The 17,558-nt window shown below is 41.4% G+C and carries 4 protein-coding genes; all 4 read left to right on the forward strand.

Going from position 1 to position 17,558, the window contains the following annotated elements; translation table 11 throughout:
* Positions 1-4: 4 nt before the first annotated feature.
* The gene (locus L4C54_RS11625; RefSeq protein ID WP_428808317.1) at positions 5-9,337 is read left to right on the forward strand and encodes a tandem large repeat; all 9,333 of its coding nucleotides are present in this window, start codon (positions 5-7) and stop codon (positions 9,335-9,337) included.
* Positions 9,338-10,002: 665 nt separating this feature from the next.
* Entirely contained in the window at positions 10,003-11,715 is a 1,713-nt protein-coding gene (locus tag L4C54_RS11630; RefSeq protein ID WP_428808318.1) for a hypothetical protein, read from the forward strand.
* Positions 11,716-12,798 carry a hypothetical protein gene (locus L4C54_RS11635; protein WP_428808319.1) on the forward strand — a complete coding sequence of 361 codons (1,083 nt, stop codon included), beginning with the start codon at positions 11,716-11,718 and terminating at the stop codon, positions 12,796-12,798.
* Positions 12,798-17,483 carry an OmpA family protein gene (locus L4C54_RS11640; protein ID WP_428808320.1) on the forward strand — a complete coding sequence of 1,562 codons (4,686 nt, stop codon included), beginning with the start codon at positions 12,798-12,800 and terminating at the stop codon, positions 17,481-17,483. Before L4C54_RS11635 ends, L4C54_RS11640 begins: the two co-directional genes overlap by 1 nt.
* The last annotated feature ends 75 nt before the right edge of the window (positions 17,484-17,558 follow it).

Genomic DNA, 17,558 nt, shown 5'->3' on the forward strand with positions numbered 1-17,558 from the left:
TTTGGTGCTAAGCGCCTGTGGAGGAGACAGCAGCGATGAAAATACAAGTGAACCGCCTTCACGTGAAGTAGGCAGCATTTCTGGTATCGTATACGATGCGCCAGTGTCTGGTGCCAATGTCTATGTGTGGGAATACGTTGATGGTCAGATAGGTAAGTTATTAGGGCGCACAACTACCGATGCGTTCGGCAATTACTTTATGAGCTTGGAAGCGTCTAATCGATTGTTGTTAGTTAGCGCTCAAGGTGGCGGTTATGTGGACCCACTGACTAATGAGACGGTATCTGTTAGTAACGGAAAAGTTCTCAGGCTTGATAGTGTAATTAACTACGCAGAAGGCGATAGGCACAGTTTAATGATTACTCCGTTAACTAACATGGTTGCGGGGTTGGCACGCTTTAAAATAGAAAACGGTGTGAGTGACTCATACGCTGTAAATCAATCTTTGCAGGCCATTAACGGTCTGTATGGCTTTGATGTTAATACCACAAGGCCGATAGACATAACGCAAGGTGGTCAAAGTAGCTTTGCAACGCCGGGGCATAAATATGGTGCGTTATTGACGGCGTATTCGTCATTGTCGTACGACCTTATTGAAAAATACGGCAATCCAAATAACGTTTATACATCGATGCACCTTGCTGACATCCAGTATCGTGACGTGAGTTCAAATGGATTGCTAGATGGTCAGGAAGTTCACCCGCATACAGGTATGCAAACACCAATAACATTTGGCATGCAACGTGTCACGAGCGATCTTTATACGGCTGGGTTAGCGAAACATGTTTTGATTGTTGTGAATGACCCTGAGCTCAACATTTCAGGTACACAACCTTCAGATTATATAGAGTTCAGCCACCAAATTAATGCTCTTGGCACACCAGGCGGTGGGGGAAGTGGCGTGATTCCACCAAGAGATGGTGACGATATTGATACAGATCCACCGGAAGTGGAAAGAACAGATGATGCGGTATTAGCTAAGATTGACAAAATAGATGTAAAAGTTTCCGACAATATTGGTATAGACGAAATTAATACATATATTCAATATCGGGTTGGAGACAACCAATGGCAAAGTGGCTTTTGGGAATTAGAAATACCGTGTAGTTATGATCTAGGCGCTGGTGACGGACTATGTGCGCTGCAACTCAATGACTTCCAGAGGGGTCAACGAGTTGCGGATGTCAATGTTGAAATCGATACACTTACTCTAGATGCGCTAAGTATTTCCCCTGATACAGGAGAATCAGCTGTATCAGCTGCGCGTATAGTGGTTTACGCAGAAGATGCTTTAGGTAACAAACATCAGGTAGGCGATGGTGTACCACTAGAGTTTGAGTGGAATAATAAAGTTCCAGTTATTAATGTATTGTCTGATAGTACCATAGGTAATGAAGGTGGTGATTTTAGACTATTTGGAACTGTTAACGAACAAAATTCCAGAATATCAGAATTGCAAGTCGCTATAGATAACTTCCAGCCTGAAATAATATCTTGTCATCCACATAGTAGTGAGAGTGGTATTTGTGAATTTGAAGATTGGTTCTCTACAGATGGATTTAAATCAGAGACAATATTTAATTTATCAGCAACAGATACTGAAGGGAATGTAGGGACAGCAACACATATTGTTAGAAGGGACGCTCAAGCACCAAATCAAGGTTTAGAATACCCTTCGAAAGATATGAGCTTTGTTATAGTTGAAAGGGATGATGAAAGAAGACATATAATTCAACCCTATAGAGATAACACTTACACTGAAGGAAATATTCAAAACAAGAATGAGTATTTAAAAATTGAGCATTCATACGCCTCTTCTGGCATTAAAGATTTAGAAGGTGTCGATTTTGAAGACTTTCATGTTAATTTTCTAGACGACAACAAAATCCCATACGTAAGAGTGACAGTTTTTGATCCACAGAGTGGAGGCTTAATCGGTTCTTCTGCAGATAAACTGAAGCTAAATGTGCGCTATTTGGAGAGTGAGTTCAATGATGGCAATTATTCTTTTGTTAGAGAAATAACGTCTAATACTCATGTTGATGATCAGGAATCAAATATTCCCCATAGAAAACTAATTTTCGATGGTGATGATTATGTAGAACAAATGGAATATTACATTCCTTTTACGTCTGATCTTTTAGGCTTAACATTTGCGACTAAAGGGGAAAACGGCGCCCACAAACTAATTATTACCACAACAGACGAAGCTGGTAATGTTAGTCCACCCCAAGAAGTATACTTTCGAAGTACCTTCGACCTTCCAAGCTTTAAAGTGAAAACCCCTTTTATTGGTGCAACTGCACAGCTTTATGGACTACATAATAATGGTGACTTCGTACGAGTAGGCAGCTGTGACACTAGTATGGAAGAAGAACAAAGCACTGGAAATGATGCACTTGATCTAGCCTCATGTGAAATAATTACGGATGTATCTAGTTTTGATTTTCTTAGGATTCGTTTATACAACTCTGTTAATACTGAGTATTATGAGTGGCAAGACGATCCTGATAATGATACAGAAATAGAAAACTTAGGTAACTCCGGGATCGGAACATACTTCTCTTTAAATGGTTCACAAGAATTCTATTTAACAGAATTATCGGCTTACCACACCGGGTTATTCGATAGCAAGTGGGAAAACCAAGGTGCAGGGCAGAAAACACTAGCAAACGCAGAATCTATTTTGGCTGATGTAGAATCTGCTCTGGCACTACAAAATAATTCATTCTTTGGCTTTGAACCAACAGTGACTAGATATGCTACGAATGAAGACCTCCGCAATGGGGCTGTACCTTCCCCAATTACGTCACCTTATCATCATCGTTTTTTAGTTGAGGCGATAGCGAAACTAGCAGAAGACAACCCTTTAGCGAACACAGTAGATTTCGCTTCAGCGTTTTACGAAGATCTTAGTTCAGATGGCGTCGCCAATGGTAAAGGTAGAGATGGACAAAAGATATATATTGGCCCTGGTTCTAGTTACCCGCTGACTTCAAGTACATACCGTCGTGATTTAGCAACAGCGTATTACAACAACGTTACCCAAAAATATGGTGTTGAGTTGAATATGGCACAGATGTTTGCAGACTTAATTTCAACTGCTTACCCTAAATTCAACGGACAAGATATATTCGAAGATGGACCAGGAGGGAGTATTGATGATTTGCCACCTAGTGTCAGCTTAACTGTAGAAAGTGGACGTTCTATTGAATTGAACCGATCTATTTATATTGCAGGAACAGTAGACGCAAAATTACTGTTAGAAGACCCTTCTGGTATTAAAGAAGTGAGTAAAAAACAAGTTTGGTTTGCATATGATGACGATGAAGAAAGGTTGAGTGATATAGATATAGATTTGATTGAAGAGTCTCCGTCGCACGTTGAGTACGGATTTAGATTATATAGTCAAGATTCAAGCCGCTTTCCAAATATTGCAGAGTGGGCATTAAAAATAAATGCGACAGATAACGTAGATAACAGCCATGGTGAAGATACGCCCGAATTTCTGAACCTATTTATTGATAACGAACCGCCGACCAGTGAATATCAACCGCCATTAGGTTTACCTGATGCGGATACATTTTTGAATGCAAATAGTTTTCATGAGCTTACGTTCCGGGTTAATGATCTTGTAGGTGACGTTCTAGATAAACGTAGCTTATTGTTTGTAAAAGGGGCAGAACAATATCCAGTTCCTCCTACATTATTTGATACAAATGAAGATCATGAGTTTACAGTTATTCTGTGTGTAGAGGGTGGCTGTACGACATCAGAGAAAACCATTTATCCAGGAGACGGTATATGGGAAGTCTATGTGCTTGCGGAAGACAACTTGGGTAACCGAGTCATACGAAGCCCGCAAACTCCTTCGTTTACGATAAGAATTGATTCGCAGAAACCTATTGTCGATGGCAATGCTATTGAAGGACGGTTAGGTGGAAACAGCGAATGGAGGCCTGTGATCGAATGGGGTGACCTTTCTCCTGGTAAAAAGGTGGATATTTACCTTCAAAATGGACAAGTGGGAGGTTACGTAAAACTAGAACCCTGTAACACTAAATTGGAGACGTGTGATACAACCCATCTAACGGGTCAAGGACCTGACGTGGCAGTACAATTAGTGGCGAGCGACTTTACTGATGATATTTATACTAATTCATTTAGGGTCAAAGCATTTGATAGTGCGTTTCCTGAAAACGAAAGTGATCAAACGTACATCAATTTCCTTGTGGACACAACGGGACCCACAATTTCGCTGGGAGACCCGTGGGTAAAAGATACCCGTTCAGGCGGTAGTAGTGTATTAGGAAGATCGTTCTCAGTATATTTGGATAGCGTAGTGGATGAAGCTGGTGTGGCGAAGACGTCGGTTTACCAGCGACTCGACGGTGAAGATGATATAGAACTAAAATCTATGACCGTTAATGACCCAGACAACGGATTTAGAATCGATCTGACTCAACAAGATACGAGCAGAATCAACCTTGATAGTGGTAACGATGTATATCTCTATGTAAAAGCGGTAGACAACCATGATTTCGAAGATACGTCGAACATTAACTCGGTAACCATTGATTGGGATGGTCCATCTCTTAATTTAATTGATTATGACAAAGACGGGTACTACTTGAGCGCATTCGATTTCCAAATACGCGCTCTAGATTATGAAGCCGATGGAATCAATATATCTCCCGATGGCGTTAATGCTGATACCTTAATGTATCAGTTCTATACCACCGAGCCGAATGAAGACTGGGTAACTGCTAGCGATCGTATACTTAGTTTAAATAATACGGCCAATGGTCCAATCAATATTCTATTGAAAGCGGAAGATGTGCGAGGTAACGAAGCAATATCCGACCCGTTTGAGATTAATATACATAACAGTCGCCCAGTTATTACGTCACACGTACTCGAGTATGCTGACGGTGAAGAAATCAACGATAATAAGATTATTCAAAACAAAGACATTAGAATCAGATTAAATGTTCAAGATAATGCTGGTATCGATCGTATAAACGCTACTTACCGTTATCATACGACTGACCCTGAGCAAGGTACTGATCTTAGCTTTCAAGATTCAGGGAACGGTGAATGGGTCGCTACCATTGCTAGCGCAAACCTACCGCAAGATGGCGAATATGCTTTTAATGCAGATGTATACAACCAAGCTAAGTACCAAGATCCTGATGACAGACAGTCTGCTCAATGGAGCCTCAATCCTAGAGTTGAGCGCCAAGGCGTTCAGCTAGCCATTGAGTCGCCGAGTGACTTTAGTAACCATATTGCGGGCAAGACTTTAAAAGTCGATTTCAAACAACATGGTGAAGTATTTCCTCGAACTATTGAGTGCTGGATTCGTGATGAATATTACAGCGATGATGTCCCTCAGGATAATGATGGACCTTCAAGCTCGGACAGACTATCTCCGGGGCAGCCAATAAGTTGTTCGTTAGAGGCAGAAGGACGAAGTTTCCACAAACCACCCGTGAAGCTGATTACTCGAACTGTAGGTACAAATGGCACTTCAAATGTTGAAATATTTACCTTTAGAATGATGGATTCTGAAGCGCCGACGGTAGACACTGGTGATACATATAATTTACACGGAAACGAAGTTCAAGGCACCGGTGATGATCGAATGCTTTCAATAGAGCTTGGGTTCACCGACAGTCTCTCTGGGGTCGACATTTCAAATTTGGAAGAATACCCAAAGATAGTGCGAGAACAAGGTAGCAAAGAATTTTCCGCAGACAGCTGCAGAGGAAGTGGTGCTGGGACTGTTTACTGTAAATTTACAGGAAATTACTTAGATATGCTTGATGATAACTCTGCTGTCCATAATTTTAGAGTTGTAGGGTTAAAAGATAACGCAGGTAATGAAGCGGATCCTCATAACTTTGAACTCAAAAAACCAACAGGTAAGCCGACGATCGAAATATTAAGCCCAGATGCTGGGAGTATTATTAGTGGTAATCTTTCAGTCGAAATGCGGATAGGCCTTTTGGATAATACCTATCTAAATGAATACACTTCTTCTATAAACGGGACGTTTGGCCCGACAACAGGTTGTGAGGATGGCCAACGTAGCGATATGAAGTATGTGTGTAGGGTGTTTAGAGCTGAATTGGGGGATGATGACGGTCATGTGAGTATTAACTTTAGTGTTACTGATGTTTTTGATAATAGAGGAAATTCAGAGCAAGCTACATATATTATTGATAGAACACCTCCGTCAATTGATGGGTCGTATTCGATTGCTCAGTCTCCAGACCGAGAAGGTTATTTACGATTTAATTTCGGTATTTCCGATCCTGGTAGTGGTATAAAACAAGTGACTTATTACCTTCCTACGGGAATCTTGGATGATGGTGCGATTAAGATTACTAAAATAGAAGACGGTTCTGATAACTCACTGTATTTTGAAGCTAAGCAGAGTAATTTGGCGGGTGAAAAAGATTTTATTGTAACGATTGAAGCATGGGACAACGTTGATAACCACGGAACTGAAGAGGTGGAGGTTAATGTCTCTACCCCTGATTTAATTCTTGAGTTTACACCTAGCATTCATGAAAGTTCCGATGGTAAACGACATATATTTGATAAATCGGGTAACCAGAATTTTTCTATCCGAGCTGAAGGCGACTCTGTTGTAAAACTAGAAAATTACACACTTGAATTAGTCTCAACAGGCTCTGGTTCAACAATTAAAGAAGAAGGGAGCTTTGGTAATTCACCTAATGCAACGGGTTCATTTCAGCTTAACGCTAGCCACGAAGGACAGTACACACTTAAATTGACCGTCGTTAATGAGTTTGAAAGAGAGATTACAGCGTTTAAATTACTCGATAAAGATTACGATTTTCGTGGTGCTGACGCAGTGGTTGATTTCGGAGCGCCGTTGATTGGTGCTATCGTCAAGAAGCAGATCGAAGTACCAATTGATGATAAATACACGGTTTATTTAGAAACATATATTAATGAGGCTAATCTAGATGAGGTTTTACCAACTCTCCGGAACCCAAATCAAGATCCTGAGTCTCCTGTAAGCCAAAGTGGACCAGACGAGAAAAACCTTTACATAGCGGAATACTTAGTCGAAGCGAGTGAATACCCATATACATTTACGCTGACGGCTAATGATTTAGCGGACAATACAACAACGACTGACACAAAATCATTTACCGTCGAAGCCTCATCTGTACCCCTATTAACGGCGATAGACTTTGAACCATCAGGGCCGCTTGGCGGAGGACAGGAGTCAACGGTTACGCTTAGTTTCTCTGAAGAGGTATTTAACTTTGACATTGGTGACATATTACTTTCTATTGAAAACGATAATGGCAGTGGTGCTACAAATCCTGGTTCAATTCGTGAATTGGTAACGGGTAATAACATCACTTGGACAGCAACATACACGAGCCCAAGTGAAGATGCAGATATTGTCGTAGGGTTAGAGGTTAAAGATGGTAGTTTTGAAAGTGAAAATACCATCCCTGGGATCGGCCGTAAGGCAGAAATCAGTGTTAACGCCAAACTTCCTACCTTAACAAGCGTAGTATTTAGTCCAATACATCAAGTAGTTGGTGGAACGGTAGACGTCACATTTGAATTTAATGAATCGGTGACTGGTATTAGCGCTCAACTGGGTAGTGAATCGGTAACAGGTTTAAAGGGATCAGGAACCTCATGGGAAGGTGCATTTGTTGTTGGTAACACTTCAGGTGACCATCATAAATTGACCGTAAGCGATTTTGAAGACAACTGGGGTAATATTGGCCTGCCTGATACGAGCTACCGCCTGCCAATTACACCAACAGTTACTGTTGATCATATAGAGACAGTAAATAAAGACAACGTTGCGTCGGTTTACATTTCAGGAAGCACTGAACGTTTTTCTAATGGTAATAGTTTGACAGCCACCTTTACGAGTGAAAATGGCGGTGGTCCAGTTATTAAAGACAGAATAAACGTGAGTAATGACACATGGAATTTTAACGTTAACCTGAAAGCATTGAATGATGGCGAAATATCACTAGTCGTCGAGGGTCAAAATGCACAGGCAGTATCTGTAGAAGGCAAACAGACATTCACACTAGAAGCGAGCGAACCTTCAGTTACAGGCGTTGTTCTTACTCCAAAATTCGCTGATGACACTGAAATAGTAACCATAGAAGCGTCATTCAATAAACCGGTAACCAAACCGAGTGGCTCAACACTTGGAAGCAATACGATTAATTGGAGCGGAACAGAAGATAGCTTGGTGTGGCAAGGCACTGTTGAGGTAAGCGCACACATCAAAGACCATCGACTACCCATTACAATAAAGGGTTATCAAGATAGTGTTGGTAATATTGGTGATGATTATACTGATACTTCGTTACCATTAACGCCACATATCACTATCATACCAATTGAAGGTGATGTGAATGAAGAACAAGCAAAATCATTACTGTTCGAAGGAGCAAGTGACCGATTTTTAAGTACAGATAAACTAACCCTTGATATTGAAGGTAAGAGCTTCATAGAAGTAGACATCGACAGTAGTGGGGCATGGAACAAAGTCGTGGATGTATCGGATCTAACATCTGGTAGCCCTATTTCATATTACGTTTCAGGAACAAACGAATACGGTGCCGTTGCGGAAGTTGCGAGTAGTGAATTTATGTTGGATCTTACAAAACCTACAGTTAGTTCAGTGAGCATTGCTCCTGAAGTTGCCGACGCTTACGATGAAGTACAAATCAGGGTCGAATTTGATTCTAGAGTAACCATACCAAATCGCTCTAATATTGGTGGTATTGAGATAGATTGGGAGACAAAAGGTTCGAATACAAAAACCTCTTGGGTTGGAACTATAGTTGTTCCGGATAATATTGAAAATGAGATAAAAACGCTGGCCGTTACAATCGGGGGGTTCAACGATAGTAATGGAAATACAGGGAATGATCATATCTCAGCGCCTTTACTGCTTAAGCCAACAATATCTTTTAACCCTATTGATGATGTAAGCCTTGAGGACGCCAGTGAGATGACTATTAGTGGTGTAACGACGCGTTTTAGTGAAGGTCAAACGTTTGAAATATTAATAACCGATAATAGTGGCGGAAAACTTCAGAAAGAGGCAACCATTGGTTCTGGAGGATCATGGAACATTGTCGCAAAGGTCGACACGCTAGCACTTGGAACGATTTCAGTAACAGCATCAGGTAACAATGGTTATACCAATGCAAGCACAAGTACTGACTTTGAACTTGTAGAAGATCCTGTGATTGTCCGAAAGGGCAATCAAATACCGAGTATGGGCCGTCTCGCACTTTATCTGGCTGCTTAAACGTCCAATTCGAAATTATTTTTAATTAATTTAATCGTAATTCATTAATAAAAGAGTGGAATAGAGCGTAGCAATAGTAAAAGTGTGGCATGGGTCGAGATTAATAATCTGTTTGGTAGGGCTAATACTTATAAAAGTATCTATTTAACCTGACATTATACCATGTTGAGATATAGATAAATCAAAGATAAAATATTCGCGTATCTTAACCGATACAGTCCTGTTATGAGTGAGTAATCACTTGGCTTAGGTGGCGAATTAATATCAAATGTTTTTATTATTCAGACGTTCTCACCTTTAGGTGTGGTCACAATGATCGCACCTTTTTTTTTGATCTAGTGCATCTAAAACTCACACTAAGAGACTGGTTTATAGATGCTTTCCATGTTATCGCCCATTAACTGGGGTTACTTATTAATAAGTAATTGCTCAATACGAACAACTAACTCGCGCATTGTGATCTTGCTGCAAATAAAAGACCACTACTGATTTAATAGCGCCATTTATATAATTTATGAATATATTAAATTAACTGTTACTTATTAATTTTGTTGAATAGTACATATCGATTGGTTAAAATTTATCTTAGCCAAACCGTTATATTAAGTCTTATCAACTTAACTATTACCGCGGCCAATTTATAACCTTGGTTGTGGAGAAAATAAATGCAATTAACTTGCAAGTTTGTTCCAAGCTCTAAAGTGACCAACAAAGAGCTTAATTATATCCTTACGCCTGATGAGTGTGTAAGGCAGCTTTCGCGTATGCGAAAATCACAGGATGTTATCGCTCAGCTGCCAAAACAACTGCTAGATCAGTTGTCACTGTCAGCTAGAAAGGATCTTCACAGCCTGCAATTTGGCGTCAAATCTCAATTGGTTAAAGGGCTGTGGGTCGCATTAGCGTTGTTTCCTCGCCAGTACCCAATCTCTAATGATCAATTATCTTCGTACCCAGCACTTATGCGTATTGTCGACGGCCTACAAGAACAGCAGAGTAAAAAGCAAACCAAAGCTGGATACCAACAAGTAGCTGACGATGTACCTTTGGCGCGAAACTATACCTATAACCCAGTAGAACCAAGCCCAGATAAAAAGATTGTGGTTGAGTTTGCTGGGCAGTGGCGAAACCATGCTGCCTGTTTGATGTTAGGTGAGACTGAAGCTCAGCCTGAAAAAGTAAGCAACGCAAAACCTGATGCCGAAAACAGCCACCGAAGCATAGCAACATTTAAAAGCTTAGAAGACGAAGCCAAGTCGCTTTACATCAAGATCCCATGTGTCGATCAACCAACGCCCATCAAACTAAAACTGGCCGGCAACATCATCCCCGTTGATAACGATGAGAAGATGGACGAGTGGGAAAATGTATTGGTGCCAATCCTACCGATGATAAGAGAGAGTGATAACTACGCGTTATATAACAGTGGCTTTTTCTACGTAATATGGCGCAACAAAGTATGGCGAGAGTTAGAGGTTAACCACGATTGCCATTTTTGCGACGTCGATATTGATTACTATCGTAACAAAGCGGCTACAACTTCCACGATACTAAGGCATACCAATATTGATGGGGCAGTGCTCGTACCTCAGTACTTTTTAGGTGGTGAACCTTATCTGATTAAAAGTGAGGGCAACGTATTGGTGTCAGGTAATTTGCCTATGGACCAAAAACAACGAATAACCCAACTTATTGATGAAGAAGTTGAGCTCGTCTTTCCTGAACTGGATATTGACCCAATTGTTCTAGTAACAGAGGCAAGCCCTACAGTTGCTAGTTACAGTGAAGATCGCCTAGCACAAGGTGTCCCAATTCCTCATATATGGGTGCCTTATAAAGTGAATTCAGAAGTGCAGGAGACTTTTATCTACTATTCAGAAAGTGCGTTATCACTTGCAGATATCGATCTATTAGAAGTGACGCCAGAGTCGAAAGCAGTGTTATTGACAGATCTTGATGTATACAGCGATGCACAATGCTTCTTATCAGACAGCCAAATAGTTAGCGATATAGAAGCGGTAACCTCTGATCGCACTGGTAGCTTACTGATTAATAAACAAACACAGAAAAACATAGCAGCGGTTGTTATTCCTCCTATTGGCGTAGTACCAACCATACACTATCTCTCTGAAGCGGACGTTGACTTGTCAGACGATTTCTTTGAGCTTAGAAACAGTGAATATGAATGGAGCCAACGAGCTTATTTAAGTGCTTTTCCAAAGGATAAAAATGGGTACTTGAATTTGACATTCCCATTGCCTCCTGAAGACGTTGACTATGTGGATATTCTACGAGGTTCGCATAACGATATATCAACCGGAACACAACATATTACGCTGTTGAAAAAGAATGTACCCATAAAAGAATTATTAGGTTAAATGATGAAAAAATTACTTTGTATCGCATTAAGTTCATTGCTGCTTATCGGTTGCGGTAAAAATGATGGCCGTACCTATATAGGTGACAATAATTACTACATTATGGTTGATAGTGAAGGTGGTGAATTTGAAGGTTGGGACTTTACAGCGAAAGTAGAGCCATTCCCAAAATACTTTGTTTATCGTGCTAATGAGTGGCCTGTAGAGGATGTCACAGATGAAAGCTCCTATGACTTACCCCGTATTCAATTTACTTGGGCAAATATGACCCAATATCCCGGCAAAGATCCTGACCCGTTGTACAATGATTATGAAGGGCAGGTAAAACTGTGGAGTATGAAAACTGACGGTACTGATTTGCGCTTAGTTACCGATTTTGAGGGGTTAATGAATCGCAAAAGAGATATAGGGGCTAAATTTGTTCGCTCGCCGAATAATCGCTATTTAGCATTTAGTTACAGTGGTGGTTATCGAGCTGTATTAGACCTAAAAACGCGAGAAGTGATAGATATTGAGAGAAATAGTGGTGCTCAAGGCTACTTGTGGGCCGAAGATAGCAGCTACCTTTACTACAGAGGTGGCTGGGATGTGTATAAATGGGATGTAGAAACGCGCGAGATTACGCAAATGGATTTCCCCCTCAGCGATACGGGACTAATCTTGAATGATCGCAGATACTTAGTTTCGGAATTTGGTGTTGCTGTCTACGATCTGGAGTCGGGAGAAGAAATCCAGTCGGTTTTATGGGGGGAGCATTTAAAGATTGATAGAGCGAGAGCGGAACACAAGGCAATTAGCCCAGAAGGTGATTTTGCTTGGGGAACGAATATTTATGGTAAGTTGTTCTATGTTGATATCGAGAACAATGAGGTCAAGCCAGCACCATATTCAATGCCCTATTTAATAGGTCAAAATAGTCGATTTGGCAATGAGAACAGGCATGCAACCGTTATGTCTGTAAGGGATTATGAAAATAAACTGGCATGGGATTGGAGGCCTTTAGGGCATAATCGTACCCTTGACCCTATCACATTGTATAACGCTGACGCGAATGATGGGTTGTGGTTTAAGGAGGTAGAATAATGACTTGTACCTTTAGCAATGAGTTCTACCTGTTTGGTACGTATTTTGTTGGTGCTCAAACAGTATCCGGTACAAAATATCAAGACTGGCATAAACGATCAGATTTAACCGAAGAAGGTGAGCTTAATGACAAAGTTCATCCAATCCCCCTAACACCTATCATGGTCAATGCCTTAAGTGGCGACGGCGACCCAGAACTGTGGGGCACCAATAACGTCGGAAAAATCTTTAACCTCTCCCTTGGTGAACCTCTAGCTGCCCCTGAAAGTGACATACGAACGGGCGACAAAGTTGTAAAAGACAATGCGGCAGTGCTGGATTATGAAGAGTACACCATTTTACGTCATAGCGATCGCTGCGAAGTGATTCACCCAGAAACGGATTATCAGATCAGTTTTCCACCGCTCAGCTGGTTATCGCAGATGGTGGCGGCACCCAATAGTGATCACGGAGCCGCAACGGTGGGTCAACTGGCAGAAAACCTCAAAGAATTTGCACAAATCATTGATAGTGCAAATGAAGGTTCAGAGAAGCAAATAGGGGAACCGTTTCGTCTAACCAAGATCCTACCGAGTCAGTTAGCTCCCAAATATGAACCTCAAACTGGAGAGCAGCTAACCGAGCAGCAAAAGGCTTACAACGATTGGCGAGAAGCGAAACTTCTTAAACCCGATGAACCTATTCAAGGTTTTATGGTTCCTCATATGCACACTTGTGCGGTACTGTTTAGCGACCCACTGTATGCAGGTGCAGAAGTAACCCTAGTAAAACCGATAGTTTCGTTGGATGCAGACGGCATTGAGTCCACTTGTGAAGAAGTGCTTGCAACGACTACTATCGATCACTTTGAACCAGACTGGTTGAAAGAAGAAGGCCCCAAAACCTTACCAAGTGCGATTTTCAATTTTGATCCTACGGCAGTTGACGATGGACTTTATTTAATTCGAATCTCTTTTTGGCAGCGAGAGTGGGAAGAGTTCCATGCCGATAAAGGACTAGTACTGCCAAAAAGTGTTAAGCAAGCGAATATCAAGCGAGAGATTAAAGACCGTAGTAAAAATGACCGGAGTCAAAATGTCTACACCTATGAACTGCATGAGAAAGTTGTCTTTAAGCCTAGCCCTGGGATTGGAAAAGTAGCCTGTATTTGTGGTGATATGATCACTTTAGAAGAGTTGCTTATTCAGCAATTTCCGTTGCAGCTGCCAAGTTATCAAGACTACACCACTAAAGGGCTAACCTATAACGCGAGCACAAGGGCTGGTATAGCGCCACTGTCTCTTGCCTGCACTATCAAGAAAACTTACGACTCGCTCAATGATGATTTTGTCTCTATCGATGGCTTAAAGGCCAAAGGAAATGCAGGTCAAATTGCCACGACTTTAGGGATGGCGCTGTGGGATAACGCCGAAAAAGAGCAGATACCCAAATTTGTGACTAGTGGCCTAGCGTTAAATGCGGCTCTATCAGCAAAAAAAGAGGCGCTTCAACAGCTGAAAAAAGCGAATATCTTTGCTAGAAGAGGATTGAGTTTTGAGCGAAGTACTCAGCTGCTGTTCAAAAAAAATGTGCTCGATTTATCTTATATTAAGCGGCAGTTTAATAACAACGGAAGCATTAACCTTACCCGTGGTCTTGGCCGCCTTGCCAACTCTTGGATAAATGGCAATTTAGTCAACCGTGGCCTGCCTATGATAGGAGTGGTTAACGGCAGCAAAGACGTACTTGAGCAATATAAAGAATATAGCAAAGCAGTAGAGAGTGCAGAGAGTGCACAAAAGGATATGCAAACCTTATCGGCTGATTACCTTAAGCAGCTTACTTACCTCACTAAAGGTGAGACTAAAAAGTCGTGGCAGGACTCAGCCAAAGCTATCCAAAATTCTTTAGGTAATAACGCAATTATTGTACAAGATAAACATGGAATAGCGGTTCGATTGCACTTTCAGTTTAACTCAGCCTTGATTGAGAATCAGATCGATTCGCTCAATAGCGACTTTAGCTCAGTGTGTAACAAGCTAACTATCTTGTTAGAAGAGAACCCCAGCTATCAAATTGTTATTGAAGGGCATGCTGGACAGATTGGCTCTCATGAAAATAATCTAACCGTTTCGAAAGAACGGGCTGAGTTTGTTCAAAAAGAACTACTAAAAAATGCAGAAGATCCAGAGCAATTAAGTTCACGTTTAATTACCGTTTCTCATGGTAATACACGGCCTATCGACCTTGAATATATCGGCATAAAAGACACCTCTGATGAGAGTGCCTATGCACCGGATAGGCGTGTTGACATTCGTTTAGTCGTGCCTGATTTCTCAGTAACACTTCCCCCAAGCCGCATTGGTGCTCAGCGACTCAATAGCTACCATCAGTTATGGGAAGGACACATGTTGGATGCCAAAGATGCACAAACTGAGCTATTTATGTCGGCTACAGATGTGTTGAGTGCGGTGGCTATATTCACGCCAATGGCCCCAGCCGCTGCCTACTTTGCGTTAGGCCGTGCTGGGATAGAGCTATGTGGTTCGGCCACCGAGCTTTACGATGACATTACCGGTAGCCAAACGTTTAACCAGTTTAAAGAGCACTATAAGTCGAAACAAGATCTCGCAACGCTCTCAATGATCAATCAAAAACTGCTGAGCCGCTATACCGAGATAAATAAACCAATTGAAGTAAAAGTGGTGGATGCAGCGGATCTAGCTGAACACATAGAAGGTCAAGTGACGGCGAACGAACTGCTTAAGCGTTACTTACTAAGAGCGTATGCACTTAACTCTTTGGTTGAGCTTCTGGCAATAATATCGAACAAAAGCTCTGATCTTACAGCGTTAGTGGCTCGCTATCGAGTGGGTGAATTTATTGAACAGTACGTTATGACCGATAATTGGGAGTTGGCAAGCCGCTCGGGTAACTCTCTGGCGCAAAACTGGGCGAATCGATATTGTACCCACTCTAACTTCCATGGTAGTGATCATACCTTGTTACATCGATCAGGCGGTGTAAATTGGGGGGCGAGGGTATCGGGAGCATTTAATACAGGATTCCCTGTTCAAACTGCGCTGTATCATGATGTAGCAGAAAAAGCGTTAGAGGGCTTTTGTAAAGACTTCGATCTTACGTCAACTAAACTATCAAAGGGGGAGATAGCGTTCTCTCGCATGTTGGTTGAAGGTGACGATGGTAAATGGCACTCTTACGTGGATTGGCGTAATAAGGACCGGGACAGAAGAATTGGCCCTCAAACGAGAATTAAACTGCAATTAATACTCAATAAAGAAGCCTCAAGCAAGCATAAGTCTGCATTTACTCAAACCATAAAATATCGCGCGGTCATTCCTGGTTTTGATGTTTATGGGCCTGAATATGATGTCCTGTTTATCAGCAAAGAGCTGAGGGAGTTTACTAAACCAGAGGGGTGCAGTGAATTAGATGATTACTTTAATGGTGAGCTTTTACTGACGGGTGTTGAGTTTGAACCAAGCTTTTGGTTTGGCGCTCATCATATAAGTGGAATTAAGCCTTTGTGTGCCGCCACTTGGTATGAAAAGGCAAAGGCGTTCTTTTCACGACAAAGCCCATTTGAGTATTTGAAAAATAATGGTAGTTTTGAACAACTCCCCTACATGTTTAGTGTCGGTGAACAGGATATTTCTATTGGTAAGTTGTATCACCTAAGCAGAACGTTTGATTGTTATGCCTTCCGTTATGGCATCAAAGAGATAGAACGAGAAACTCAGTGTTATGACGGGCGACACGACGTGACGATGTCGCTCAATGATCAAGACTTCTTGATAGAAGAGTTTGTTTTGAGTGGTTCTAGTCAAGCACGTGGAAGTACACCGCCAGTAGTCCATGGTAATGTACTGTCCTTAACCGGAATACAGGTTGGCGATGATAGGCGTTGGCTAGATGATTGGTCTGCACTTGATATGCTCAACTCGTTTGACTGGAGTAAAGAGCAGACCTTCAGTCTCTATTTTACTTTGCTAGGTGACAGCACAGCCCATGCAGCCTACGAATCAATGGGGCTTAATGCTAATGAGGTATTTATGAATGTCTCATTGGTTGATGGTCCAACCATGCATAGCGAGATGTACTATTCTGGCGTAGTTAACATACAAGAAACGAAAGCTAATATGCCGGACAAGGATAGCTATAATGGAACCACAGTTAAGTCTTCCTTTAAGCTATCCCACGAAACTACGTTAACCGATGAGCTTGCACAAATTAGTGATGAGGCAATGCGCTACATAGAAGAAGTAGGGGAAGCTCATATATCAAAACTTACAGGAAAACGTGAAAAGCATTTATATGTGGTGAAGTTTGATTTTACCTATGTTGCTCCTACAGGTAAGAAAGTAGAAGGTTTACGTCCATTTGGTAACATCATTAACGGGGATGGTTTGAAATCACTGATGTTGAAATCTACTCAGTTATCCCATAGTGATATCAACGAGAGCTATGATGTGCCTAAAATATCGATTCGCCTACCTTCAAGTAATAGTTTTTCTCATGATACTCCTTGGGTTAAAGATATAGATGACAAGAATTCTGAGAATTTATCTGCTACCAGACATTGGCGGGAGTTAGAATCCGACAAACGCCAGAAATGGACAAAGGAGTGGATTGAAGACCACGGTTCGTCGTCTAAGGCACCAGAAGTCAAACTTATACAAATCTAGAAATAATATAGTCCCCCTCGCACTGCGTAGGGGGATTTTTATTCACTTCTATTTTTACCTTTTCACCCTGTTATC

Origin of the sequence: Vibrio lamellibrachiae, from assembly GCF_050337265.1 — a bacterium.
Classification (GTDB): domain Bacteria; phylum Pseudomonadota; class Gammaproteobacteria; order Enterobacterales; family Vibrionaceae; genus Vibrio; species Vibrio kyushuensis.

Coding starts and splice junctions, on each gene's coding strand:
- L4C54_RS11630 (WP_428808318.1), top strand. CDS start 10,003: ATGCAATTAACTTGCAAGTTTGTTCCAAGCTCTAAAGTGACCAACAAA.
- L4C54_RS11635 (WP_428808319.1), top strand. CDS start 11,716: ATGATGAAAAAATTACTTTGTATCGCATTAAGTTCATTGCTGCTTATC.
- L4C54_RS11640 (WP_428808320.1), top strand. CDS start 12,798: ATGACTTGTACCTTTAGCAATGAGTTCTACCTGTTTGGTACGTATTTT.